At 64.1% G+C, this 24,274-nt stretch carries 20 protein-coding genes; 15 read left to right on the plus strand and 5 right to left on the minus strand.

Annotated elements, in window-relative coordinates:
* Window positions 1-6: 6 nt before the first annotated feature.
* Window positions 7-1,734 carry an Hsp70 family protein gene (locus ABWI03_RS08305; RefSeq protein ID WP_298775954.1) on the minus strand — a complete coding sequence of 576 codons (1,728 nt, stop codon included), beginning with the start codon at window positions 1,732-1,734 and terminating at the stop codon, window positions 7-9.
* A 334-nt stretch (window positions 1,735-2,068) separates the two neighbouring features.
* On the opposite strand from ABWI03_RS08305, the gene ABWI03_RS08310 reads away from it, so the two are divergent.
* The 5 genes from ABWI03_RS08310 (at window position 2,069) to ABWI03_RS08330 (ending at window position 10,183) form a co-directional block, all read left to right on the plus strand.
* Window positions 2,069-4,354 (plus strand): IniB N-terminal domain-containing protein, encoded by a 2,286-nt coding sequence (locus tag ABWI03_RS08310; protein WP_298775952.1) that lies wholly within the window; start codon window positions 2,069-2,071, stop codon window positions 4,352-4,354.
* Between the two features lie 123 nt (window positions 4,355-4,477).
* Window positions 4,478-6,346, plus strand: a complete 1,869-nt coding sequence (locus tag ABWI03_RS08315) for a dynamin family protein (protein ID WP_124567340.1) — start codon at window positions 4,478-4,480, stop codon at window positions 6,344-6,346.
* Window positions 6,343-7,827: a dynamin family protein gene (locus tag ABWI03_RS08320; RefSeq protein WP_298775950.1), complete on the plus strand. Its 1,485-nt coding sequence runs from the start codon at window positions 6,343-6,345 to the stop codon at window positions 7,825-7,827. Before ABWI03_RS08315 ends, ABWI03_RS08320 begins: the two co-directional genes overlap by 4 nt.
* Window positions 7,828-7,931: 104 nt before the next feature.
* The gene (locus tag ABWI03_RS08325; RefSeq protein WP_124567339.1) at window positions 7,932-9,515 is read left to right on the plus strand and encodes an MFS transporter; all 1,584 of its coding nucleotides are present in this window, start codon (window positions 7,932-7,934) and stop codon (window positions 9,513-9,515) included.
* Window positions 9,516-9,538: 23 nt separating this feature from the next.
* Window positions 9,539-10,183: an FMN-dependent NADH-azoreductase gene (locus tag ABWI03_RS08330; protein WP_124567338.1), complete on the plus strand. Its 645-nt coding sequence runs from the start codon at window positions 9,539-9,541 to the stop codon at window positions 10,181-10,183.
* Window positions 10,184-10,188: 5 nt separating this feature from the next.
* Here ABWI03_RS08330 and ABWI03_RS08335 read toward each other — a convergent pair whose 3' ends face one another.
* Together ABWI03_RS08335 and ABWI03_RS08340 are read right to left on the minus strand one after the other, a co-directional pair.
* Window positions 10,189-11,193: a TIGR03617 family F420-dependent LLM class oxidoreductase gene (locus ABWI03_RS08335; RefSeq protein WP_298775945.1), complete on the minus strand. Its 1,005-nt coding sequence runs from the start codon at window positions 11,191-11,193 to the stop codon at window positions 10,189-10,191.
* Window positions 11,190-11,765 carry a hypothetical protein gene (locus ABWI03_RS08340; protein ID WP_253253001.1) on the minus strand — a complete coding sequence of 192 codons (576 nt, stop codon included), beginning with the start codon at window positions 11,763-11,765 and terminating at the stop codon, window positions 11,190-11,192. The genes ABWI03_RS08335 and ABWI03_RS08340 overlap by 4 nt, the downstream gene beginning before the upstream one ends.
* Before the next feature lie 262 nt (window positions 11,766-12,027).
* On the opposite strand from ABWI03_RS08340, the gene dnaK reads away from it, so the two are divergent.
* The 9 genes from dnaK (at window position 12,028) to ABWI03_RS08385 (ending at window position 22,356) form a co-directional block, all read left to right on the plus strand.
* Window positions 12,028-13,881 carry a molecular chaperone DnaK gene (dnaK, locus tag ABWI03_RS08345; RefSeq protein ID WP_003944365.1) on the plus strand — a complete coding sequence of 618 codons (1,854 nt, stop codon included), beginning with the start codon at window positions 12,028-12,030 and terminating at the stop codon, window positions 13,879-13,881.
* Window positions 13,878-14,474: a nucleotide exchange factor GrpE gene (gene grpE, locus ABWI03_RS08350; protein WP_298775942.1), complete on the plus strand. Its 597-nt coding sequence runs from the start codon at window positions 13,878-13,880 to the stop codon at window positions 14,472-14,474. The genes dnaK and grpE overlap by 4 nt, the downstream gene beginning before the upstream one ends.
* Before the next feature lie 22 nt (window positions 14,475-14,496).
* Complete coding sequence (gene dnaJ, locus ABWI03_RS08355; RefSeq protein WP_095972474.1) at window positions 14,497-15,669, plus strand: molecular chaperone DnaJ; 1,173 nt, start codon at window positions 14,497-14,499, stop codon at window positions 15,667-15,669.
* A complete protein-coding gene (locus ABWI03_RS08360; protein WP_003944355.1) occupies window positions 15,666-16,076 on the plus strand; it encodes a heat shock protein transcriptional repressor HspR in 411 nt (136 codons plus the stop codon). Before dnaJ ends, ABWI03_RS08360 begins: the two co-directional genes overlap by 4 nt.
* Before the next feature lie 332 nt (window positions 16,077-16,408).
* Entirely contained in the window at window positions 16,409-17,623 is a 1,215-nt protein-coding gene (locus ABWI03_RS08365) for an ABC transporter substrate-binding protein (protein WP_095972473.1), read from the plus strand.
* The gene (locus ABWI03_RS08370) at window positions 17,620-18,477 is read left to right on the plus strand and encodes a branched-chain amino acid ABC transporter permease (RefSeq protein WP_020906602.1); all 858 of its coding nucleotides are present in this window, start codon (window positions 17,620-17,622) and stop codon (window positions 18,475-18,477) included. Before ABWI03_RS08365 ends, ABWI03_RS08370 begins: the two co-directional genes overlap by 4 nt.
* A 1-nt stretch (window position 18,478) precedes the next feature.
* The gene (locus ABWI03_RS08375) at window positions 18,479-20,329 is read left to right on the plus strand and encodes a branched-chain amino acid ABC transporter ATP-binding protein/permease (RefSeq protein WP_298775933.1); all 1,851 of its coding nucleotides are present in this window, start codon (window positions 18,479-18,481) and stop codon (window positions 20,327-20,329) included.
* A complete protein-coding gene (locus ABWI03_RS08380) occupies window positions 20,329-21,048 on the plus strand; it encodes an ABC transporter ATP-binding protein (protein WP_298775931.1) in 720 nt (239 codons plus the stop codon). The genes ABWI03_RS08375 and ABWI03_RS08380 overlap by 1 nt, the downstream gene beginning before the upstream one ends.
* 132 nt (window positions 21,049-21,180) lie before the next feature.
* On the plus strand, window positions 21,181-22,356 hold the full coding sequence (locus ABWI03_RS08385; RefSeq protein ID WP_298775928.1) for an NADH:flavin oxidoreductase: 1,176 nt from the start codon (window positions 21,181-21,183) through the stop codon (window positions 22,354-22,356).
* Window positions 22,357-22,447: 91 nt separating this feature from the next.
* Here the strand turns inward: ABWI03_RS08385 and ABWI03_RS08390 are convergent, their stop codons facing one another.
* Window positions 22,448-22,909 (minus strand): hypothetical protein, encoded by a 462-nt coding sequence (locus ABWI03_RS08390; RefSeq protein ID WP_095972469.1) that lies wholly within the window; start codon window positions 22,907-22,909, stop codon window positions 22,448-22,450.
* 176 nt (window positions 22,910-23,085) lie between these two features.
* On the opposite strand from ABWI03_RS08390, the gene ABWI03_RS08395 reads away from it, so the two are divergent.
* A complete protein-coding gene (locus ABWI03_RS08395; RefSeq protein ID WP_200314274.1) occupies window positions 23,086-23,745 on the plus strand; it encodes a response regulator in 660 nt (219 codons plus the stop codon).
* A 7-nt stretch (window positions 23,746-23,752) separates the two neighbouring features.
* On the opposite strand, the gene ABWI03_RS08400 is transcribed toward ABWI03_RS08395, so the two are convergent.
* Window positions 23,753-24,193, minus strand: coding sequence for a hypothetical protein (locus tag ABWI03_RS08400; protein WP_124567334.1), 441 nt, complete (start codon window positions 24,191-24,193; stop codon window positions 23,753-23,755).
* Between the last annotated feature and the right edge of the window lie 81 nt (window positions 24,194-24,274).

Raw genomic sequence — 24,274 nt, forward strand, 5'->3', positions numbered from 1 at the left:
GTCCGGTCAGCGGATCGGCGCGGTGACGCCGCCGACGACACCACCGACCACGTTGCCGACACCACCGACGACGTTACCGAGGCCTCCGACCACGCCGCCGACTCCGTTCCCGACGCCGTCGACCAGACCGCCGACTCCGTTGCCGATGCCGGTCGCAGCATCACCGATACCGGTTCCGACGCCTGCTCCCGGGGCGGGCGCGGGCGCGGGTGCCGGGGCGGGGGCTGGTGCGGGAGCCGGGGCGCCGGGTGCGGCAGGTGCAGGCGCCGACTGAGCGGTCTCGCCCGGTGCGGGCGCGGATCCAGCCGGTGCGCCGGCAACCGGCACTGCCCCTGGCGCCGTCGTCGAACCCGCTGCGGCAGCAGGAGATCCGGGCTGATTGTTCTGAGTGCCGTTGTTCGCAGTCGTGGATCCGGTGCCTGCTGCTTCGGCTGCCGTGGTGCTGCCGGGAGTAGAGCCCGGTGTGGTCGAAACGGTGGACGAGGTGGACTCGTTGGTGGTGTTCGCCGAACTGGACGGAATGTTGATCTTGTCCATGGCTGTTCCGATTCCGAGTCCGCCTGCGGCGAGCACGATGAATGCTCCCACCACTGCAGCAACGACACCCACTCTCGACGAGCGTCGAGTCGCCGTGTTCTCTTCTTCGGTCGGCTCGGCAATCAACGGCGTGGAGAAGGTGGGAACCGGTGCGGGCTTGCGCGACGGCTCGACGGGAATCACTGCAGTGGCGGCGGCCGGCACGTGCGAGTCTCTGGCGTCGAGTGCGAGGGCCGCGGCGCCGGACGCTGCGCACGACGCTGGATCGGCGTCGGCGATCACCGGGACACGAAGCTCCGCAGACAACAGTTCGGCGACTAGGGGAATGGACGAGCTTCCTCCGGCCAGAACAACCTGATTTACGTCACTGGACTCGACGGCGGCAGATCGCAGGCTTTCACGCACCAAAGCCACCGATTCGGTGAGGGCGGGCCGGATCAGATCCTCGAGCTCGGAACGGACGAGTCGGATGTCGCTCAGGGCGCCGGGAAGCGCCACTCGGGCAACGGTTTCCGTCTCGGTGGAAAGCTCCTCCTTGGCTGCGCGGGCATTCTCGCGCAGAGTTTCCAGCGCGGCAATCGTCTCGGGAGCAAACGGATCAAGGGTTGCGAAGTGGTCGGAAACCGCATCGAGCAGGTGCACGGTGACGAGGTGATCGAATTCGTCGCCGCCGATGTCCTCGCTGCGCAGTGGCTTTCCGAAGATTTCGCTCCGTCCGCCGGTCGTGGACATCATCGTGACGTCGAGCGAGCGAGCGCCGAGGTCGTAGACGACGGTCAGACCGTCGTTGACAGCAGTTCCGGAAGCTGCGAGCCACGCCATGACGGCCGCAGGTTCGGCGACGAGAGTAGCCCCGTGAACGCCGGCATCGTCCAGCGCGGACTCCATGGTGCGTGTTGTGTGGCGGTTCCACGCCACCGGGTGAGCCAGGACAACGGTTGTCCCTTCATCGCCGTCCGCCTGGCCCACGAGCGCGCCTACCGCTGTTGCCGCGAGAGCCTCGCCACGGTACTCGGTACCGTCGGCGGCAAGTATCGGAATCGGGTCGCCGACGCGCTCGACAAATCCGGTGATGACGGATCCGTCGTCCAATTGCAGTGCACTGGGTAAGCGGACCTGTTGCGTTTCACCGGTCGAGCCGTCGGTGACAGCTACGAGAGTGGCCGAACCGATGCTGATGCCGAGCCCTGCCGCCATGAACGAACTCCCCTGGTCGTGGGCGACAGAAGGACTGTCGCGGTTGTCTGCGATGTCGGTTTCAGGACCAAGATCGTTACCGGATCGGAGGCGTCGCGAAGAAGTAGGGGGCCGATCCCCTAATCGGGGCAAATCCCCTAATCCGACCGGGCGTAGCCCATAGGGGACTTCCCCGTCCGCCCCTGCAGATGAGGGGGGTGCACCCCGTTGGCCCCCACCGCAAAAGTTCTTAGCGTTGATTCCACTCGCTACCTCTGGCAGCGCACCAGTTTCCGGATCACCGGCAACAACCCACCGGCAACAGCCCGGTCAACGAACTTCAGGAGAACCCGCCATGGCAACGAACGCCGTACTCGAATTCATCCTCGGGCTACTTCGTGACGACGAGGCAGCTGCCAACTACTGCGCCAACCCGACTGCGGCCCTCAATGCTGCCGGTCTGTGCGACGTCAGCCCCGCCGACATCGTCGCGGTCGCTCCGCTGGTCGCCGAGTCCGGCCTCTTTGCCGGTGGCGGCGCCGACCTGTCCGCGATCGTCAACGCCGGCGCGTCCGCTGCCGGTGCAATCGGCGGCGGACTCGGAATCGGCGGCGGCCTCACCGGTGGTCTCGGTGGCGGTCTGGGCGGCAGCCTGGGTCTCGGCGCCGGCGCGGGCCTCGGAGTCGGAGGAGCCCTCGGCGGCCAGTTCGACCTGGTCGGCGACTTCGCAGCAGCCCTCAGTGCTGCGCTTGCCATCGGCGGCGAGATCAGTGCCGACCTCGGTGCAGCCTTCGGCGCTGTCATCGAAGCCGGTCTCGGTCTGGGTGGTGCACTCGATCTCGAGGGAGCTCTCGATCTGGGCGCACAGCTCAGCGCGGCTCTGGGCGGTGCCCTCGGGGTGACCGGCGGCCTGACCGCGGAACTGGGAGCAGCCCTCGACGCCGCGATCGGCGCGGTCGGCGGACTCGACCTGACGGCAGGGCTCAGCGGAGCTCTCGCACCCGTCTTCGCCATCGGTGGCGATCTCGGAGCCGATCTCGGACTGGCTCTCGGTGGACTCCTCGGCGGCGCAGCAGACCTCAGTGGTCTTCTCGACATCGGCGGCGAACTGGGGGCGAGCCTGACCGGCGCTCTGGAATCCGCCCTTGCCCTCGGCGGCGGCCTGGATCTGGCCGGCGCTCTGACGGGCGACCTCAGCACGGCATTGTCCGGCGCGCTCTCCGGTGTCCTGGGAGCCGGCGGCACGATCGGCGCCGATCTGGGTGCATCGCTCGGCGGCGTCCTCGGAGCGATCACGGATGTCAGCGTCCTCACCGATATCGCAGGCGGCCTCGACCTCGGTGCTGCCCTGAGCGGCGCGCTCGGCGGCGCACTCGGCGTCGGTGGCGGATTGGAAACTGCACTCGGCGGCGCACTCGACGCAGCACTGGGCCTCGGCGGAGGACTCGACCTTGACGCCGTACTCGGCGGCGGCGCGGACCTCGGCGCTCAGCTCAGCGCAGCACTCTCCGGTGCCCTCGGCGCCGGCGGAACGGTCGGAGCCGACCTGGGCGGCGCACTGGGCGGATTGCTCGGGGGAGCACTCGACATCGAAGGCGGTCTCGGCGCAGACCTCGCAGCGGCTCTGGGCGGCGGCGCGAATCTGTCGACGGCTCTCGAAGGCGTCCTCGGTTCGGCGCTCGGCGTCGATGCCGGGCTCGCAGGTGGACTCGGCGGCGCCCTCGACGCGGCGCTGGGCGCAGGTGGACTTACCGGCATCGACCTCGGTGGTGCACTCGGCCTGGGCGGCGAAGCAGGCTTGGCCGCCGGTGTGGCTGCGGCTCTCGACACCGCTCTCGCAGGTGCAGGTGGCTTGGGTGCTGTCGGTTCCGTGGGCACGGACCTCACCGGCGCGCTGGACGGTGCGCTGGGCGCCGGCCTCGGACTGGGGGGCTCACTCGACAGCGTTCTCGGTGCCGAAGGTGCACTCGGTGGAGCGCTGGACACGGCACTGAACCTCGGCGGAATCGACACCGGTTCGATCGGCGCCGACCTGCCTTCCGTCGACCTCGGCGCAGTGAACCTTGGCCCGATCTCCGCTGAACTGCCTTCCGTCGACCTCGGAGGTATCGCGGCGGACGGACTGAACCTCGGTGCTGTGACCGGCGATCTTGGAGCGACGGTGGGCGGTGCTCTGGACGCAACAGCAGGTCTCGACGCAACCGCAGGTCTCGACGCAGCCACGAACGCGGCAGCCGGTTTGGGAGGGTCGCTCGGCGCAGCACTGAACGGCGTCACCGATCTCGGTGGATCGCTCGGCGGGGCTGTCGGAGCAGCTACCGACGTGACGGGTTCGATCGGTGCCGACGCAGCCGCGGCTGCTGGTGGCACCGTCGACGGTGGCGGTACCGTTGGCGGCGGCGGCGTCGCTGACCTGGGTGGATCACTCGGTGGAGCAGTCAGCGGAGTGTCCGACCTGACGAGTTCGTTGACCGGTGCGCTGAACCCGTGGTCGTCGATCGATGCGACCGATGCTTTCGGTTCGGGCTCCGATTCGGGACTGAGCGCCGATACCGGGCACTCGCTCTTCGCCGAGGATTCGGTTGCAGCGCCGGTCGATCACATCGACCCGGTTGCGGTTGTCGATCACCTGCATCCCTGATCTGCTGACGCAGGAACTGAAATCGGTCAAAATGACCTGATGTAACAAATCCGGCCCTGCGCGCGCTATGCGTTCGCAGGGCCGGATATTCGAGTCGGGAAGAATTGCGGGTCAACGAAGCTCATGAGTGATTCAGCGAGTCAGGTAAGCAGTCGGAAGGCGCGCGTCGCGTCGTCGACGGCGTCGTTGCTCGAACGAACAGCAGTCGTGGCGAAGGATTTCGGGCGAACGGATCTGGTGCGCCGACTCGAGAATGCTCAGGTCAGAGTCAATGATCCGCGTATTCGTATCGTGGTGGTCGGACCCCTCAAGCAGGGCAAGAGCCAGTTCGTCAATTCTCTGCTCGGCATCGACGTGTGCTCGGTCGGTGACGACGAGACCACTGCCGTGGCGACGGTCGTTCAGCACGCGGAGACCGCGGTCGCCGAACTGATTCTCGCCGATCCGGGTGCGGCGCCCATTCGGGTGCCCCTCCCGCTCGAAGAACTGATGGGGATCACCCCGGCCACGCCTCGCGCCGAAGGGCGTGAAGTTCTGCGTGTGGAAGTGGGTGTTCCCAGTCCTCTGTTGGCCGACGGTTTGGTTCTGATCGACACCCCCGGTGTCGGTGGTCATGGAAATCCTCATGCTGCAGGAACATTGGGATTGATCACTGCGGCCGATGCAGTGTTGGTTCTGTCGGACTCCAGCCAGGAGTTCACCGAACCGGAGCTGGGATTCATCCGCCAGGTCGTCAATCTGTGTCCTGCGGTAGCCGGGTTGATCAGCAAGACCGATCTGTACCCGCACTGGCGGCAGATCCTCGACGCCGATCGCGGACATCTCCAGCGAGCCGGGTTGGACCTGCCGCTCATTCCGATCTCCTCGGTACTGCGGTCGCACGCTCTGAGGCTGGGGGACAAGGAACTCGAAGCGGAATCCGGATTTTTGGACCTCTATCAGTTCTTGCGGGACAACGTCGTTGCGCGTGCCGAGTCGAACACTCGACGCGCCGTTGCGATGGACGTCCGTTCCGCGGCAGCGCATCTGACGTTGGAGATGGGCAGTGAGCTTGCGGCGTTGAAGGATCCGTCGACAGCTCAGGCAGCGGTTGCCGGCCTGCAGCGTGCTCGGGCAGCGGCCGAGGAACTGCACAAGAAGACCTCACTCTGGCAACAGAGCCTCGGCGACGGCATCGCAGACCTCGCCGCCGACATCGATCACGACCTCCGGGACCGGTTGCGCCGGGTCACCCGCCAGGCCGAGGAGACTGTCGACGAAGGCGATCCCGGTAAGGACTGGGACGTTGTAGGGGAGTGGCTCGAACAGGAGATTGCCACCGCCATCGGAGACAACTTCGTGTGGGCTCACGATCGAGCTCAATGGTTGGCAGAGGTTGTGGCGCAGCACTTTGCGGAGACCGGCGACGTCGCGCTCCCGCATCTCGACGTTGCCGACACCGACGGTTTCCTGGAACCGGTTGGCGCGTTGTCGGACCTCGAATCCGGCCGAATCGGGATCACTCAGAAGGTCCTGGTCGGCATGCGCGGCTCGTACGGCGGCGTCCTGATGTTCGGCTTGATCACCACGATGATGGGCATGGCACTGGTCAACCCGATCTCGATCGGAGCCGGGGTTCTGCTGGGTACCAAGGCTTATCGCGAAGACAAGCAAGCGCAGGTGCTCAAGCGTCGGGCCGAGGCGAAAGCGGCTATCCGACGGTTTGCCGACGACGTCAGCTTCCAGGTGGGCAAGGAGTCGAAGGATCGCCTCCGCCTGGTGCAGCGGCTTCTGCGGGATCATTTCACCGACATCGCCGAGCAGGCGCTGCGCTCGATCAACGAATCCCTCCGCGCCACGCAGGAAGCCGCGCAGTTGGAGTCGAGTGAACATGCAGCTCGTATCAAGCGTCTGGAGACCGACATGCGCGTCGTCGCAGAGCTTGATGCCGTTGCCGGAACGCTGATCGGCGAAACTCCCGCTCCTGCTTCGGCAAAGGTGACCAACGCATGAATGCCGCGACTGCTCTGACCGCCGTGGAGTCGGCACACGCACTGATCGACCACGCCAGACGGGTCTACGCGGACCAGCCGCAGACGCGAGTCCAGTTGGAAGAATGTGCAGCCAGGCTCGACGAGCCACTCCGAGTGGCGCTCGCCGGCTCCCTCAAGGCGGGTAAGTCGACGCTGCTCAATTCGCTTGTCGGACAGGATATAGCGCCGACTGACGCGACCGAATGCACGCGCGTCGTCACCTGGTATCGGAACGGGACAACGCCGCAGGTGACCGCGACGGCCGAGAACGGTGCCGAGTTCAACGTGCCGGTGACGCGCCGCGACGGCAGGCTCACGTTCGATCTGGGGGAGTACACCGCAGACTCGGTGGACCGCATCGACGTCGACTGGCCGTCTTCGGCATTGGCTCGCACGACGATCATCGACACCCCTGGTACCTCGTCGCTCTCGACCGAGGTTTCGGCCAGAACGTGGGACATGCTTGTTCCCGACGGCGGGGCACCGGGCGCGGATGCAGTGGTCTATCTGCTGCGCGCCCTGAACGCCAGCGACATGCAGTTCCTCGGGAAGATCGCTGATCATGTCGGCGGAGAATCCGGCCCGCTCGGAGTGATCGGTGTTCTCTCGCGTGCTGACGAGGTCGGTGCAGGCAGACTCGACGCATTGTCCTCGGCGAAGGACGTCGCGGCACGATTTGCCGAGGAGTTGGAGCGAACCGGCCTGTGCCAGTCGGTGGTTCCGGTGGCAGGTTTGCTCGCCCTCGCTGCTCGGACGATGCGGCAGAGTGAGTTCGCGGCCTTCTCGGCGCTCGCGCAGGTTCCGGCCGAGGATCTGAGCCTTGCGCTGCTCTCCGCGGACCGTTTTGCCAGGCAGGACAGTCCGCTTCCGGTCGACGCGGCCATGCGCGCGCAGTTGGCCGATCGGTTCGGGCTCTTCGGAATTCGTCTCGCCGTGACGTCGATCAAGCTGGGCGCCACTGATTCCCCGTCCCTGGCCGCGGAATTGTTGGAGCGAAGCGGATTGGACGAACTGCGTCAGGTGATCGACGTTCAATTCGGGCAGCGCGCGGATCAACTGAAATCGCACACCGCTCTGGTGACGTTGGGCCGGATCCTCGAAGCCGATCCGAGTGAGGAAGGCGATCAGATCGCGGCAGAGGCACAACGGTTGCTCGCCGACGTTCACGGTTTCCACGAACTTCGACTGCTCGGGCGACTTCGTTCGGTACACACGGATCTGCCACCCGACGACCTGGCACAACTGCAAAGACTGATCGGTGGCTACGGAATCCGGGCCAGTGACCGTCTGGGCTGCGAACCGGAAGAATCGCCGGAGGTGCAGCGTGCGCGGGCTACGGCGGCTGTCCGGCGATGGCGCGAGTTGTCCAGGCATCCGCTCTTCGACAGGTTTACCTCGCGCGCGTGCCTGGTTGCTGCCCGCAGCGCCGAGGGCGTCTTGGCTGAAATTGTGCCCGAATAGGGACCCGTTCACTGTGCGAGCGCTTGGAGAGGGTTCTATCTTGAGTTCGGGATGATCCGGGCATAACTCCCAGGTCCGGGTCCCACCTCGATGGGAGCACGCGCATGGCGAGTGACATCAAGTCCGCTTCACCGGATCGAGCCACCCTCGTCCTGGGGACGCTCATCCTGGTCGCTGCGGTCGCGAACCTCAACCTCTCGGTCGCGAATGTCGCGCTGCCGGACATCGGGCGGGCCTTCGACGCCAGCCAGACGCAACTGAACCTGATCGCGGTAGGGTACTCGCTCGGCCTGGCCGGAACGGTGCTCTACCTGGGGGCCTTGGGAGACCGATACGGCCGCAAGATGTTGCTGGTCACCGGTATGGCGCTGTCCATTCCGGCGTCGATCGTGGCGGGATTCGCCGGGAACTTCGAAGTGCTGTTCCTCGCTCGGATAGTCGGGGGCGTGTCGGCAGGTCTGGCATTCCCGACGACGCTGGCGATCATCACGGCGCTGTGGGCCGGACCGGCACGAACCAAGGCGATTGCCATGTGGTCGGCAATAGGTGGCGCGATTTCAGCACTCGGTCCGATCGTCTCGGGGGCGCTGCTCGAGCAGTTTCACTGGGGTTCGGTCTTCTTCGTCACCCTTCCGTTGGCCCTTGTGGCCCTGATCTGTTCGCTGGTGTTGGTGCCCGCTCACGTCAACGAGACGACCGAGCGGGTCGATCACCTCGGCGGCACAGTGTCGATCGTCTTCATCGGGGCGCTGGTGTTGTCCATCAACTTCGCGCCGGTGAAGGGTTCGGGCACGTTGGCTCTGGTGCTCGGGGCGATAGCGGTCGTCGCGGGTATCGGGTTCTTCCTGCAACAGCGACGCGCGGTCAATCCGCTGTTCGATCTTCACGTAGCCGCGCGCCCGACCTTCTGGGTCGCGGCGGTGGGCGGTTTGGTCGTGTTCGGTTCGCTCATGGGTGCGATGTTCATCGGCCAGCAGTTCCTGCAGAACGTCCTCGGCTACTCGACGCTGGCAGCCGGTGCGGCCATCATTCCGGCTGCGCTGGCGATGGTGATCGTTGCGCCGCGCTCGGCGACCATGATCGAAAAGTACGGTGCCCGCGTCACGCTGCTCTCCGGCTACTTGTTCGTCGTTCTGGGGTTGTTCGTCGCGCTGTTCCTGTGGAACGAAAGCACCCAGTATTGGCAGGTCGCGCTGGCCTACGCACTGGTCGGCATCGGCGTCGGCCTGGCCGGCACACCGGCATCTCGTTCGCTGACCGGATCCGTTCCCGTGCATCGCGCGGGTATGGCGTCGGGAACGTCGGACCTGCAACGCGACCTGGGCGGGGCCATCATGCAGTCGATTCTCGGCGGAATACTCACGGCCGGGTACGCAAAATCGTTGGGTAATGCGATCTCGTCATCACCGAACGCATCGGAGGTGACTCCCGAAACTCAGGCCGCGCTCACCAAATCTTTCTCCAGCGCCGAAGTTCTGGCGGAACGCTACCCGCAATACGCGGACCAAATCATGACCGCCGCCAAAAACGCCTTCCTGGACGGGGATACAAACGCCTACATCGCGGCGATCATCATCGTGTGCGCCGGGGCCGCGGTGGTGACGTTCTTCTATCCGCATCGCGAGCGCGAACGTGTTCTGCTGGCGCAGTACGCGGCAGAATCCGATCTCGCCGCGGAGAAGAGTTGAGCGCGCTCTGGTAGTGATGAGGAATGCCACAGCTACTTCACATCGATTCGTCTGCCGAACTCCACAACTCGACCTCGCGTGATCTGACTGCCCTGTTCGCTCAGCAGTGGTCGAAGAACAGCCCGGATCACACGACGGTGACGGTGGACCTGCATCGGGATCCGTTGCCGCACCTCGCGGATGCGGCCCTGCACTACGCACCACGCTTGCGAGTCGATGGGGAGATTCCGGATCCCGCCGCGGAAGCACTGCAGGCTCGGATCATCGAGCAACTCATCGCTGCGGACGCAGTCGTGATCGGTGCACCGATGTACAACTGGTCGATCCCGTCCACGTTGAAGGCATGGATCGATTACGTACACGTCCTGGGGACGACGGTGCCTTTCGACACGCGCACTCAGCCGCTGGCCGGTAAGCCGGTGGTGATCGTGTCCAGCCGTGGGAACACCTATGGGCCGGGTTCGGGGAACGAGGCCAACGATCACACCGTCCCGCCACTCGTGCAGGTGCTCGGGGTGTCGATGGGAATGGATGTCTCCGTCATCACCGCGGAACTGACGTTGGCGCACCGTATTCCGGCGATGGCACCTCTGATCGAGCAGGGTGACGAAAGCCTGCGCGCTGCCCGGGAATCGCTCGTCGAGTTGGCACGCACTCTGCGAGCCTGAGCAGTTCAGTCGAGAGACGAGATCAGCGACGCCACGTCGGCCGGTTCTGCGTCGTAACCGGGGAAGTAGCAGCACACCTCGTCGGCATGCTCGCCGAACCGCCGCCGAATCTCGGCCGCACACTCTTCGGGGGTGCCGACGACGGCGAGTGTGGTCAGCATCGGATCGGTGATCAGTGACGCCATGTCGGCGTAGCCGCCTCGCTTGGACAGGGCATTGAGTTCCGGTTGGACCTCGCCCCACCCTTCGACGTCGAGCACCGGACGGTATGCGGGCGTCGAACCGTAGAACGAGAGCAGGGCTCGGACGCCTCGTGCAGCCGCGGCGAGTTGTTCGTCGCCGCGGCCGACGCCGACGATGACCTGCGGGATGATCGTGAATTCTTCTCGGGTGCGGCCGGATTCACGAAGACCGGCATCGACGGCCGGAAGTGTTCGTTCGAGGAAATGGCGGTGCGTGTGGAACGGCATGACCAGTAGTCCGTCGGCCACCTCCGCCGCCGTTCGGGTCATCACCGGCCCGAGTGCGCCCATCAGGATGGGCGGCGGCCCATAGGGATTGGGGCCGGGATCGAACGTCGGTGGCATCAGTGTGTGGGTGTAGAACTCGCCGCGGAAGTTCAGCGTCGAGGTGTTCTCCCATGCCGTGAAGATCGCCTTGACCGCGGCGACCGTCTCCTTCATGCGGGCCGCTGGACGCGACCACGTTGCGCTGTAGCGTTTTTCGATGTGCGGTTTGATCTGCGATCCGAGACCCAGGCGAAAGTGCCCGCGACTGAGCAACTGCAGGTCGTTGGCCGAATGTGCCAGATGCATGGGACTACGGGGGAACGCGATGGCGACGTTGGTCATCAGGTCGAGGTCGACGGCCGATGCCGCTTCGACGAGTGGGAAGAACACGTCGTGTGGTCCCTCGAAGGTGAACAGGCCACCGGCGCCGATCTCCGCGAGTTCACGGCTGCGAGCAGCGCCCGCGCCCGGCGCGGAGTCGAGTTGTACGTGAACCTTCATCGGCGTACTCGCAACCAGGTGCTGACACCGGGAGTGAACGGAGCGATCGCCGCCACTGCGACAAGGACGCAGTAGAGAATCGGACCCCATCTCAGAACTCCAGCGCCGATATCCGCAGCGCCGTCGACCAGAGACATGAAGCCGAGTCCGGCCGCGATGCTCACGACTCCCACGATCGCCGTCATCGCCCGCCCGGCGTTCTTGCGGGCACGGAGGAGTTGAAGGCTCATGAGTGCGAGCAGGACCAGGACGAGAGCGCCGCCGCCGCTGCCCACCAGGACGACCGTCACGGCATCGGAGATGTCGGTGGACGAGTATCCGGGATTGTCGCGCGCAGTCGATTCCTCGAGGGCTGAGCGGACGTCGTCGAGACTGGTGACTACCACTCCGGCGATACCGGCCAGGACTACGAACGAGCCGATCCAGGCGGAAGTAGACAACGTCACGGCTTTGGGCGTCTCGTCGTTCGCTGCAGGTCGGAGCGGCCGAACCGAGACGTCGGGTCGCTCGGGGGCTGGGCGCGCCGGCGCCGGTCGAGCAGGTCGAACGGGAGGATTGTCGGGATCGGTCACCGGCCGATCGTAGCCATTCGTACAGATCTGGAAGTGATGTGGCACACTTTTTCGGCTTTTCGGGGAAGGCGGGAACAAATCTACGTGGGCTGTAGTTGACCATTTCGACAAGCTTGAGCGCCCTCGGCTCAACTTCGAGTTGACTCCCGGCTACGGTCGGAGGCAAACTTGAGCGGAGGACGCTCACCAAGCGAAAAACTCGCGGTCATGTTCGAGATCAACCACTCGGGCAGAGAACCGCAGAACGAAAGGTAGGAACACTATGGCTCGTGCAGTCGGTATCGATCTCGGTACGACCAACTCGGTAGTTGCAGTGCTGGAGGGCGGCGAGCCCGTAGTGGTCGCCAACGCCGAAGGCTCACGTACCACCCCCTCGGTGGTCGCATTTGCCAAGAACGGCGAGGTTCTCGTCGGTCAGCCCGCGAAGAACCAGGCAGTCACGAACGTCGACCGCACCCTCCGCTCCGTCAAGCGCCACATCGGCACTGACTGGAACGTGGAAATCGACGGCAAGAAGTACACGCCGCAGGAAATCAGCGCCCGCACGCTCATGAAGCTCAAGCGTGACGCGGAGGCTTACCTCGGCGAAGACATCACCGACGCCGTCATCACCGTCCCCGCGTACTTCGAGGACGCACAGCGTCAGGCAACCAAGGAAGCCGGCCAGATCGCCGGCCTCAACGTCCTTCGTATCGTCAACGAGCCCACCGCGGCTGCACTGGCATACGGACTGGACAAGGGTGACACCGAGCAGACCATTCTGGTCTTCGACCTCGGTGGCGGCACCTTCGACGTCTCCTTGCTCGAAATCGGCGACGGCGTCGTCGAGGTTCGCGCAACCTCCGGTGACAACCACCTCGGTGGCGACGACTGGGACGAGCGCGTCGTCGCTTGGCTGGTCGACAAGTTCAAGGCTCAGAACGGCATCGATCTGACCAAGGACAAGATGGCGCTGCAGCGTCTGCGTGAGGCTGCGGAGAAGGCGAAGATCGAGCTCTCCAGCTCGCAGAGCACCTCCATCAACCTCCCGTACATCACGGTCGACGCGGACAAGAACCCGCTCTTCCTGGACGAGCAGCTCACCCGCAGCGAGTTCCAGAAGATCACCTCGGACCTGCTCGATCGCACTCGTGCGCCGTTCCAGGCAGTGATCAAGGACAGCGGAATCGCCGTCAAGGACATCGACCATGTCGTGCTCGTCGGTGGCTCCACCCGTATGCCGGCCGTCTCCGATCTGGTTCGTGAACTGACCGGTGGCCGTGAGCCCAACAAGGGCGTCAACCCGGACGAGGTCGTCGCAGTCGGCGCCGCACTCCAGGCCGGCGTGCTCAAGGGTGAGGTCAAGGACGTTCTGCTCCTCGACGTCACGCCGCTTTCCCTCGGTATCGAAACCAAGGGTGGCGTGATGACCAAGCTCATCGAGCGCAACACCACGATCCCCACGAAGCGTTCCGAAACCTTCACCACCGCTGACGACAATCAGCCTTCGGTGCAGATCCAGGTCTTCCAGGGTGAGCGCGAAATCGCTTCGCACAACAAGCTGCTCGGCTCCTTCGAGCTCACCGATCTGCCGCCCGCCCCGCGTGGCGTTCCGCAGATCGAGGTCACCTTCGACATCGACGCCAACGGCATCGTGCACGTGACGGCGAAGGACAAGGGCACCGGCAAGGAAAACACGATCAAGATCCAGGACGGCTCCGGTCTGTCCAAGGAAGAGATCGAGCGCATGGTCAAGGACGCCGAGGCTCACGCCGAGGAAGACAAGGCCCGTCGCGAAGAGGCAGAGGTTCGCAACCAGGCCGAGTCGCTGGTCCACCAGACGGAGAAGTTCGTCAAGGAGCAGCGTGAAGGTGAGAACGCGGGCAAGGTCTCCGAGGAGATCCTGACCAAGGTCGAGGCAGCGGTCAAGGACGTCAACGACGCCCTGGCAGGCACCGACATCGCTGCAGTGAAGACCGCAGTGGAGAAGCTGGGCACCGAGTCGCAGGCTTTGGGCCAGGCCATCTACGAGGCTTCCGCTGCAAACGAGGCCGGAAACACCGACGGCGCAGGCAATGACGACGACGTTGTCGACGCCGAGGTTGTCGACGAGCCCACCGACTCGGACAAGAAGTGACCTCGGACAACCCCGAGAACAACCCGGTCGACCCCGAGACCGGTGCACAGGGAGAGGCGGCGGGGGAATCCCTGCCGCCGCTCGACTCGGAAGACACAGGGGTAGTTCAGGAAGCAGAGTCGATCGTGGAGGAAGCATCCGCCACCGATCAGCTCGCCGAACGAACTGCGGATCTGCAGCGACTTCAGGCGGAGTTCACCAACTACCGTCGTCGCGTCGAGCGTGACAAGCAGGTCATCAAGGAAACCGCGCGGGCTTCGGTCATCACCGAGCTCATCGGAATCCTCGACGACCTGGATCGCGCTCGGGCACACGGTGACCTCGAATCGGGTCCACTGCGTGCACTCGCGGACAAGCTCAACACGACCCTGACGGGTCTGGGTTTGACCGACTTCGGTAACGAGGGTGACGATTTCAATCCCGCACTCCACGAAGCGGTGCAGCATGAAGGCGAAGGCCACGACCCCGTACTCGGGACGGTCATGCGCAAGGGTTACAAGCTCGGCGACCGGGTCCTTCGGACCGCGATGGTGGCCGTGACGGACCGGGTAGGCGACAAGCCTGCAGACGGTTCAGAACAAGAAGCGAAGTAAGAGTGAGAGGAGGAGACGCCCAGTGAGTCAACGGGAGTGGATCGAGAAGGACTTCTACAAGGAGCTGGGCGTCTCGTCCACCGCGACGGCCGACGAAATCAAGAAGGCGTATCGCAAGCTGGCTCGGGATCTTCATCCCGACGCCAACCCTGACGATGCGAAGGCCGAAGAGCGTTTCAAGTCCGTCAGTGAAGCTCATGCCGTTCTGTCCGATCCGGACAAGCGCAAGGAGTACGACGAGGCCAGGCGCCTCTTTGCCAGCGGAGGCTTCGGCCCCCGCGCTCAAGGCGGCGGCGGATTCAACCCCGGCGCCGGCGGTTTCGACATCAACGATCTGTTCGGCGGCGGTGCCGGCGCGCAGGACTCGGGTCTCGGCGACATCTTCGGCGGATTGTTCAACCGTGGGGGCGCGGGCCAGCGCACAGCCGCACCCAATCGCCCGCGTCGAGGCAAGGATCTCGAGACCGAGACGACGCTCGCCTTCCGTGAAGCAGCGCTCGGTGTCACCGTCCCACTTCGTCTGACAAGTCCGACGTCGTGCACCACGTGCCACGGCAGCGGCGCGAAGCCAGGCACCAGCCCGCGAGTGTGCCCGCATTGCAACGGAACCGGCGTTGTCAGCCGGAACCAGGGCGCCTTCGGATTCAGTGAGCCGTGCGACGATTGCCGGGGAACCGGCTCGATCATCGACTCGCCGTGCGAGGACTGCCACGGTAGCGGCGTCACCAACCGGACACGGACCATCACGGTTCGCGTGCCCGCCGGCGTGAGTGACGGTCAGAAGATCAGGCTCAAGGGCAAGGGCGAAGCGGGCCTCCGCGGAGCACCGGCCGGTGACCTGTTCGTCAACATCCGCGTCAAGCCCGACAGCGTCTTCGGCCGCAACGGTGACGACCTGACTCTGACGGTTCCGGTGAGCTACGGCGAACTGGTGCTCGGCACGACACTGTCCGTGCCGACCCTGGAGGGCCGTGTCGGAGTGAAGGTTCCGGCCGGGACGGTGGACGGACGCATTCTGCGAGTTCGCGGACGCGGTATCCCCAAGCGTCCCGATGGTGCCGGTGATCTCCTGGTCACCGTCAAGGTATCCGTCCCGCAGAAGTTGGACGACCCGGCGATCGAAGCGCTGAAGACCTATCTCGAAGCCGAGAAGGCGAGCGGGTTCGATCCACGGGCCGGGTGGGCCGGTGCATGATGACCGAACGACCGCAGAATCAATGGGATGCGACGGTCGATCCTGACGCCCAGATCTTCGTGATCTCGGTGGCAGCCGAGTTGGCCGGAATGCATGCGCAGACCTTGCGCAACTACGATCGACTCGGTTTGGTCACCCCTCACCGAACCACTGGTGGAGGACGACGCTACTCCCCTCGTGATGTTGCGCTTCTTCGTGAGGTGCAACGGCTTTCGCAGGACGAGGGCGTCAACCTTGCCGGAATCAAACGGATCATCGAACTGACCAACCAGGTCGAGGCTTTGCAGCATCGCGTCCGCGAATTGGCCGAGGAAATCGCGAAAGTCCATGCGGGGTACCGCCGGGACCTCGTTCCGATTCCGCGCAACAACGCGTTGGTGGTCTGGAAACCCCGCAACCAGCGGTAGTCGGACCTAGTCACAAACGGCCCCACGCCCTGTCGGATTCATTTCATCGAATCCCGCAGGGCGTGGGGCCGTTTTGGCATTTCCACCCAGCGGGAATCGGTCTGTCGAGGCGACCCGAATGTGCATAGCGTCCGCTTCCATGAATCCTCTTTTACGCGTTTGACGTTATCCAGATCACATTCTATGCTCCAACCCAAGCAACTGCTTGCTAGATCATCAAGCGGGTGCTTGGTCGGCTGGTGCTCCAAATCAGGCGCGTCCACCGGTCGACCCTTCTTTCGTCAGGTATTCGCCTGACGTTCGGTGCATACATGTGTTCTAGGAGTGCAGACATGAATCGTCGGCCCATTCTTGTTGCGGCAGTAGCCGTGACGGCTCTGGCTCTCGCGGGGTGTAGTGGTTCTTCGGAGTCCGAAGGTGGCGCGGATTCGCCGTACCGAGTGCTGTTGACCGGCGGGATCAGTGCACAGGGCGTTCTCGCGGCGAACTCGCAGACCTCGCTGCTGGCCACCAAGGCCGGCGTTCAGGTCCAGAACGAGGCCGGGGGAATCGGTGGCCGTCAGATCGAGCTCACCACTGTCGACGACGCGGGTGATGCAACCATCGCCGTCACCAAGCTGCGCGAAGCCATCAACTCGGGGAACAAGCCTGACCTCTACCTCAACTCGGGTCCTTCGTCGATTGCGGCTGCGGTTCTCCCGATCCTCAAGCAGAACAACATCCTCTCGCTGAGCATGGCGCCTTCTCCCGATTCGACGGACCCCTCGAAGTTCCCGCTGAACTTCGACCTGGCTCCGGGTGCGACCGACACCGCTCGCGGCATCTCCGAGTATGCAAAGACCAAGGGCTACAGCAGCGTCGGAGTCCTGCACGGCAGTACCGCCTACGGTGAACTCTTCGGCGAGGAGATGACCAGTGCGCTCGAGAAGGTCGGCTTGAAGGCTGCGGGCAACGAGGAGTACGACGCCGCCGCGCTGGACATGACGGCTCAGTTGCAGTCGCTGAAGAATGCCGGTGCAACGGCAATCGCGTTGGACGCGTACGGCGCCCCGCTCGGATACGTGTTGCAGAGCCTGGAGCGACTCGGCTGGGACGTGCCGTTGATCGGCAACACGTCGGTCTCTGCCACCAACCTGATCGCCAACGATCCGCCCGCCGGTGTGCTCGGCACCCCACAGGTGAAGAACCTCGTGACGCAGGTGTTCACCAGCACGGTGTTCGATCCGAACAACGCGCTCGTCACCACGATGGTGGACACGATGGCGTCGCTGGGCTCGATCCCGTCGACGCTGATCCTCGCGGACAACTACGACGCATTCCCCCTCGTCGCGGCGGCAGCGGAGAAGGTCGGCAGTTCGACCGATCCGAAGAAGCTCGCCGAAGCACTGGAAACCGCAGAGGTCCAGGAGAATGCCAAGACTGCATTCCTCTCGCGCTACAACTTCAGCTCCGACAACCACGGCCCGAACCCGGATACCAGTGAGCTGAAGTTCATCAGCCCGACGAAGATCCTCAACGGTCAGTTCGGAAACCCGGCTGCGTCATGACCATTCTGTGGTCCGGATTGGCGCTCGGCGCGGTCTACGTGCTGGTTGCCATCGGGTACAACATCGTTTTCGTTTCGTCCAACACTTTCAACTTCGCTCAAGCTCAGCTGATGATGGTGGGCACCTTCGTCGCCTACACGGGTCTGGTAACCCTGAAACTCCCCGTTCTCGTGGTGGCCGTCATGGCAACCGTGACCGTGATGCTCCTCGCCTCGGTTGAGGAGATCGTCGCGATCAGACCGGTGGCCGATCACCAGAACCAGTTGGTCACCACGCTTGGTGTTGCCACTCTGCTCAATGGTGCAACTCAATTGATTTGGGGTAGTGAACCTCTCACGGTTCCGTTCTTCGGATCGAACGAACCGATCACCCTACTCGGCGGCCGCACCTACCCGGTCGAGATCGCTCTGCTTGTTGCGGCGATCGCACTGGTCATCGGGTTGAGTTACGTCTCCAAGAAAACCATGACGGGTCTGGCTCTGATCGGTATCTCCGAGGATCGTGAAGCGGCGATGCTGCGCGGAGTCAACGTCCGACGTTTGGCGCTGGGTGCGTTTGCCTTCTCGGGTGCATTGGCCGGTGTCCTCGGACTGCTGGTCGGTCCCAAGACGTTTGCAGTTGCGACATTGGGTGCCGCGCTGGCCCTCAAGGGATTCGTGGCGTTGGCGATCGGCGGGTTCGGCTCTCTGCCAGGCGCTTTGATCGGCGGACTGACCGTCGGCCTGGTGGAATCGTTCACCGCTCTGTGGGCGGGAAGTCAGTACAGCAATATCGCCGTCTTCACGGTGCTGATCGTCATCTTGATGGTCAAACCTGCCGGCTTGTTCGGCAACGTCCGAGAACGGGTGGTGTGAAATGGTAAGCGCGTGGCGGACTTTCCGTTCCCTTCCGAGCTGGATCATCCCGCTGGTCCTGGCGGTAGTGATCTTGCTGCTCCCGGTCCTCGGGCTGGATCTGTCGACATCACGGCAGATTCAATTGGCCTGCATCCTGGCACTGGTGGTCAGTGGCCTGAACCTGAGCCTCGGCTTCGCCGGTGAACTGGCGCTCGGCCAGGCCGCGATGTACGCGGCCGGTGCTTACACCGCGGGTCTGATGTCCCAGGCCGGTCACACCGACATTCTGCTCCAGCTCGCTGCCTCCGGAGCTGTGGCGCTGGCGGTCGGTATCTTGACCGGTGTTCCCGGTCTGCGCCTGGGCAACTGGTCCCTGGCGATGACGTCGTTCTTCCTGGTCCTGCTGGTACCGGACGTACTGGCGATCTTCGGCGGTAAGACCGGCGGCCGAAACGGCCTCACCGGTATGGAACCGCCGACGCTCTTCGGTTCCGAACTCGATACTCAGCAGTACTACATGGTGGTCGTCGTCGTGACCGTCCTCTGGTTCGCGGTGATGCGCAACCTCGTGGTCTCACGCCACGGCATCGCGTTCCGCACGCTCAAGCTGTCGCCGGTTCTGGCGTCGTCGCAGGGTGTGTCGGTGTTCCGGATGAAGCTGCTCGGGTATGCGATCGGTGCGTTCCCGGCGGGTCTGGCGGGTGCGCTGTTCGCCAACACCGACCTGTTCATCTCGCCGGAGGCCTTCGGGTTCACCTTTGCCACAGCAGTTCTGGCGGCGTCGATCCTGGGCGGGGCGGCAAGTGTGTACGGCGCGGTTGTCGGTGCCGCGATCATGCAGCTCGGCCCCAACCAGTCGACGGCGTTCCAGGAATACTCGCTGATCTTCTACGGCGGCTTCCTGATCATCGGCGGCGTGCTGCTCTCCGGTGGTTTGACCAAGGTCGGACGAGCGATCGTCTCGAAACTCGATCGCAAGGCCGGCATGGGCGTAGTCACTGCAAAGGAAAACGGCGGTGGGACACCGGAACTTGCGGCGATCAACGGCGCTCGGTTGGTGGTCGACGGAGTGTCCAAGGCATTCGGTGGTAACCAGGCACTCAATGCGGCAACGTTGACGGCCGAGGCCGGTAAGGTCACCGCGTTGATCGGACCCAACGGTTCAGGCAAGACGACCATGCTCAACATGATCTGCGGGTTCTACACCGCCGATGCGGGTGTGATCACGATCGGTGACACGGTGGTCTCGCAGTCGTCGCCGCACAAGGTGGCCCGTGTGGGTGTGGCGCGGACATTCCAGACTCCGACGATTCCGGAGAACATCACAGTTCTGGAAGCTGTTGCATCCGGACGCTATTCGGTGCACCGCGCGTCGATGGCGTCGGCCGTGCTTCGTCTGCCCAGCTTCCGCAGGATCGCAAAGGCCGACATCGTCGAGGCCGAGCGTGTCCTCGAACTCGTGGGGATGTCGCACCTACGCAACGAGATCGCGACGTCGCTGCCCCTGGGGATGCGACGCATGCTCGAGGTTGCTCGCGCCGTCATCGCCGAGCCGAGGGTCGTCCTCTTCGACGAGGTGGCATCCGGACTCGACGAGGACGAACTCGAACGCCTGGCAGACCTGATCCGGGTGCTGCGTGATGCCGGGGCCACAGTGGTGTTGGTAGAGCACAACTTCCGCCTCGTCCTCTCGTTGGCCGACGAGATCGTGGTACTGGCTCAGGGACAGGTGATCGCTACCGGTGACGCCGCGACGATCGAACATCACCCACGCGTGTTGAGCGAGTACCTCGGAGTGAAGTCCGGCGATGAGGAAGCGCTTCTCGAAGAAATCGGCGCGGTGGACCATCAGACCAGTGAGGTGAAGTGATGGAACCGATTCTGAAGGTCCGTAACCTGCAGACCGGGTACGGCGATCTGCGCGTCGTCTGGGACGTCTCGTTCGATGTCTATCCCGGTCAGGTGACAGCCCTGCTCGGACGCAACGGAGCCGGCAAGACGAGCACGCTGCGTGCTCTGTCCGGCCTCAACAAGGTGGCCTCTGGAACCGTCGAAATGGACGGCGCCGACATCACCGGAGTTCCCGCGCACAAGCGGGTGCGGCAGGGAATGGCATACGTGCAGGAGGGCAAGCGGGTCTTTCACAAGCAGACCGTCGAACAAAACCTCCTGCTCGGTGGCTATACCCGCAAGGTGAAGCGGAGCGCACTCATGGAGTCCGTCGAGTCCATGTACGAGATGTTCCCGATCCTGGGGGAGAAGCGTTCGCTTCCCGCAGGTTCCATGTCGGGCGGTCAGCAGCAGATGCTCGCGATCGGCGCAGCGCTGATGGCGCAGCCGAGGTTACTCCTTCTCGACGAACCTTCGGGCGGTCTCGCTCCCGTGATCGTCGGTGAGGTGATGGACCGCGTCCAACAACTCAAGGAAACCGGCCTGGCTGTTCTGCTGGTCGAGCAGGCAGTCGAGGCCGCGATGAGCGTCGCCGATCACGTGACGGTCCTCGACATCGGCAAGGTGGTTCTCGACGCCGACGCCAAGGACATCGACGACCTGGCAGTGCTCAAGGATGCGTACTTCGGACGAGTCTGAACGGCACTGACGACTTCAGCCCGGCCACCTCGGCCGGGCTGAAGTCGTTTCCCGCTCCGTGGCACGGACGCTGGCCATCTCTCGGCCGTGGATTTACCGTCCTGGACACAACTCCCGCGAGAGGCAAACTTGATGACCGCTGCTCCCGACGTACTCGCCCCGGCAAAGCTCGGCCCGGTGACCCTTCGAAATCGAATCATCAAGTCCGCGACATTCGAAGGCAAAACTCCCGACGCCCTGGTCACCGACGAGCTGATCGAATTCCATCGACGCCCGGCAGCCGGTGGGGTCGGGATGTCCACCGTCGCGTACTGCGCCGTCGCACCGGAAGGACGCACCGAATACGGTCAGCTGTGGATGCGGCCCGATGCCCTCCCCGGGCTACGGCGGCTCACCGATGCCATTCACGCCGAAGGTGCTGCTGCGTCGGCGCAGCTCGGGCATGCCGGTCCCGTGGCGAACCAGAAGTCGACCGGACTGCCCGCGCTGGCACCGTCGAGTTCGTTCAATCCGTTGAGCATGAGGATGATTCGCAGCGCCACCACAGCGGACATCACCAGAATTGCGGTGGCGCACGGGAGCGCTGCGCGACTTGCCGTCGAAGCAGGATTCGACGCCGTCGAGATCCACTTCGGTCACAACTATTTCGCGAGCTCGTTCCTGAGCCCGAAACTCAACCGTCGTAAGGACTCCTACGGCGGATCACTGGAGAACCGGGCTCGCGTCGTACTCGACACCGCGCGCAGTGTGCGCGATGCAGTCGGCGACAAGATCGCCATCCTGGCCAAGCTGAACATGGACGACGGTGTGCCAGGAGGATTTTGGGTCGACGAAGCAATCCAGGTGGCGCAGTGGCTCGAAGCATCCGGAAGCGTCGATGCGCTCGAGTTGACGATGGGTAGCTCACTGCTCAACCCGATGTACCTGTTCAAGGGCGATGCGCCGATCCGCGAGTTTGCCGCCGCGATGCCGCAACCTGTTCGACTCGGTGTGCAGTTGGTGGGTAAGAGCATGTTGCATACCTATCCGTACAAGCCGCTGTTCATGTTGGAAGAGGCTCGGCAGATCCGTGCTGCGGTGAAGCTGCCGCTCGTGCTGCTCGGCGGTGTCACGGACAAGGCTGGAATGGATACGGCAATGGCGGAGGGATTCGAGTTCGTCGCCATGGCACGGGCGCTGCTCAGAGAACCGGATCTGATCAATCGGATCGCAGCCGAATCCGATACCCATTCACTGTGCATCCACTGCAACAAGTGCATGCCCACTATCTTCAGTGGTGCCCGCTGCGTGTTGGTCGAACGCGTCTGAGTTGGTCAGCGCACACCACGTCCCGACATCCATGCGGATACCGGGTCGTGGGCCGTAGCGGATCAAGTTCGTGGGTGCTTCGACGCTTGGTTCAGTTCTGCGTGAAGACGTCGTAGGAGGCGTTCATCGTGGGGTAGCCGGTGGCCATGTAGTCGGTGAGGATGACGTGCGTCGGGTCGCCGATGATGCGGGTGCCGTCGAGGGTGGGGTTGCCGGCGTAGTTGTTGGCCGCCATCACGGTCTGGACGCCGTCGGCCACGTTGTAGGTGACGTCGACACCGATGCCTCGGGGATCGCTGCTGTACGCGGTGACGATCTCGGTGGTGTGCGGGGCGAGGTAGGAGCGGGGGCCGTTGATCCACTGTCCGTAGGGGTTGGACGCGCTGTCCAGCAGCATCGGGTTGTCGGTGTTGTTGGTGATGGTCATGGCAACCGTCGGGCCGTCGGTCGGCATGGTGCCGGCGTTGGCGATCGCTGCGGTTCCCAGAGCGGTTCCGCCGAGAGCGAGGGCGATTGCGGTGACTGCTACGAAGCGAGTGGTGTTGGTACGCATGATGTCTGCTCCTGGGATGGTGTGTGGTTGCCGTTCTCGGCGATGAATCAATCTTGTCGCGAATGAGTGCTGCTGTATGTCCGCCGACGGGGCCGCGGCGGGGTTGAATCGTCTGTCCCCCGATCGGGGGAGGCGCAAGTGCTCGCATTGCTGATACGGGCGTGAGAAAGTGAGCAATGCGAGAAGGCACGAAGCCGGTGGTCGGCAAGGTTTCCGTGGTGGTCGGCGACGATCACCCGCTGTTCCGTGAGGGCGTGGTTCGGGCCCTGACCGGCAGTGACAGCATCGACGTCCTGGGCGAGGCCGACGACGGCGCAGCAGCGCTCGCAATGATCCGCGAACTACGCCCGAAGGTGGCGCTGCTCGATTTCCGGATGCCGCACCTGGACGGAACTCAGGTCGCCGCCGCAGTGGTCAGAGACGAGCTTCCGACCAGGGTGCTACTGCTCAGCGCTCACGACGAGTCGTCCGTCGTCTATCAGGCTCTGCAAGCCGGCGCTGCCGGGTTCCTGCCGAAGGAATCCACTCGCGCCGAGATCGTGAGCGCCGTACTCGACTGTGCCGCGGGCCGAGATGTGTTGCCGCCCAGCATCGCCGCCGGATTGGTGGGGGAGGTCCGGCGTCGCAGTGAACCTTCCGGTCCGACGCTCAGTGCCCGCGAACGTGAGGTTCTCGGATTGATCGCGCAGGGCGCAAGCATCCCGGCCATCGCCGCACAGCTCTTTCTCGCGCCCTCCACTGTCAAGACCCACGTACAGCGCCTCTACGAGAAACTCGGAGTCAACGATCGAGGCGCCGCCGTCGCCGCTGCGATGCGACAGGGTCTGTTGGAGTGAGCAAGCGTCACCGGATCACGTAGGTGACATTCATGGCCGGGTAACCCGAGGTCATCGTCACCGTGACGTCGTGGTCGTCGGTGGCGTACGTACCGCCGACATCTGCCCTGGTCTTCGAATTGGTGGCACTGAAGACGAACACTCCACCGTCGTCGGAGCGGTACGTGAGCACGATGGGGAAGTCGTTCTGGTTCTTACTGGTGGCGACTACGTTGACGTTCGTGTTGGGGAGGATGTAGTCCGCCGGCGGGACGACCCAGTCGCCGTTCGGATTGGACGCGTCGACCAGATACAGGGCGCCGCGACCCGAATTGCTGATCATCGCCGTCGTGACGGATGTGTCGGTTATCGACTTCACCGTGTTCGCACCGGCGGCGCGGGCAACCAGAGCTGCCATGCTGAGGCCGGAGAAGGAAATTGCTTCGGGTCGAATTGTGTTGGTGCTCATCATGTTCTCCTCGATTGGTCGGTCTCGGTGACCGTGTGTTTCGGTGATGAGACAACTATGGCCCCCAATTCCCTTCAGGTC

The sequence above is a fragment of the Rhodococcus baikonurensis genome (assembly GCF_040489275.1).
Classification (GTDB): domain Bacteria; phylum Actinomycetota; class Actinomycetes; order Mycobacteriales; family Mycobacteriaceae; genus Rhodococcus_F; species Rhodococcus_F baikonurensis.

Coding starts and splice junctions, on each gene's coding strand:
- ABWI03_RS08305 (WP_298775954.1), bottom strand. CDS start 1,734: ATGGCGGCAGGGCTCGGCATCAGCATCGGTTCGGCCACTCTCGTAGCT.
- ABWI03_RS08310 (WP_298775952.1), top strand. CDS start 2,069: ATGGCAACGAACGCCGTACTCGAATTCATCCTCGGGCTACTTCGTGAC.
- ABWI03_RS08315 (WP_124567340.1), top strand. CDS start 4,478: ATGAGTGATTCAGCGAGTCAGGTAAGCAGTCGGAAGGCGCGCGTCGCG.
- ABWI03_RS08320 (WP_298775950.1), top strand. CDS start 6,343: ATGAATGCCGCGACTGCTCTGACCGCCGTGGAGTCGGCACACGCACTG.
- ABWI03_RS08325 (WP_124567339.1), top strand. CDS start 7,932: ATGGCGAGTGACATCAAGTCCGCTTCACCGGATCGAGCCACCCTCGTC.
- ABWI03_RS08330 (WP_124567338.1), top strand. CDS start 9,539: ATGCCACAGCTACTTCACATCGATTCGTCTGCCGAACTCCACAACTCG.
- ABWI03_RS08335 (WP_298775945.1), bottom strand. CDS start 11,193: ATGAAGGTTCACGTACAACTCGACTCCGCGCCGGGCGCGGGCGCTGCT.
- dnaK (WP_003944365.1), top strand. CDS start 12,028: ATGGCTCGTGCAGTCGGTATCGATCTCGGTACGACCAACTCGGTAGTT.
- ABWI03_RS08360 (WP_003944355.1), top strand. CDS start 15,666: ATGATGACCGAACGACCGCAGAATCAATGGGATGCGACGGTCGATCCT.
- ABWI03_RS08365 (WP_095972473.1), top strand. CDS start 16,409: ATGAATCGTCGGCCCATTCTTGTTGCGGCAGTAGCCGTGACGGCTCTG.
- ABWI03_RS08370 (WP_020906602.1), top strand. CDS start 17,620: ATGACCATTCTGTGGTCCGGATTGGCGCTCGGCGCGGTCTACGTGCTG.
- ABWI03_RS08375 (WP_298775933.1), top strand. CDS start 18,479: ATGGTAAGCGCGTGGCGGACTTTCCGTTCCCTTCCGAGCTGGATCATC.
- ABWI03_RS08380 (WP_298775931.1), top strand. CDS start 20,329: ATGGAACCGATTCTGAAGGTCCGTAACCTGCAGACCGGGTACGGCGAT.
- ABWI03_RS08385 (WP_298775928.1), top strand. CDS start 21,181: ATGACCGCTGCTCCCGACGTACTCGCCCCGGCAAAGCTCGGCCCGGTG.
- ABWI03_RS08390 (WP_095972469.1), bottom strand. CDS start 22,909: ATGCGTACCAACACCACTCGCTTCGTAGCAGTCACCGCAATCGCCCTC.
- ABWI03_RS08395 (WP_200314274.1), top strand. CDS start 23,086: ATGCGAGAAGGCACGAAGCCGGTGGTCGGCAAGGTTTCCGTGGTGGTC.
- ABWI03_RS08400 (WP_124567334.1), bottom strand. CDS start 24,193: ATGAGCACCAACACAATTCGACCCGAAGCAATTTCCTTCTCCGGCCTC.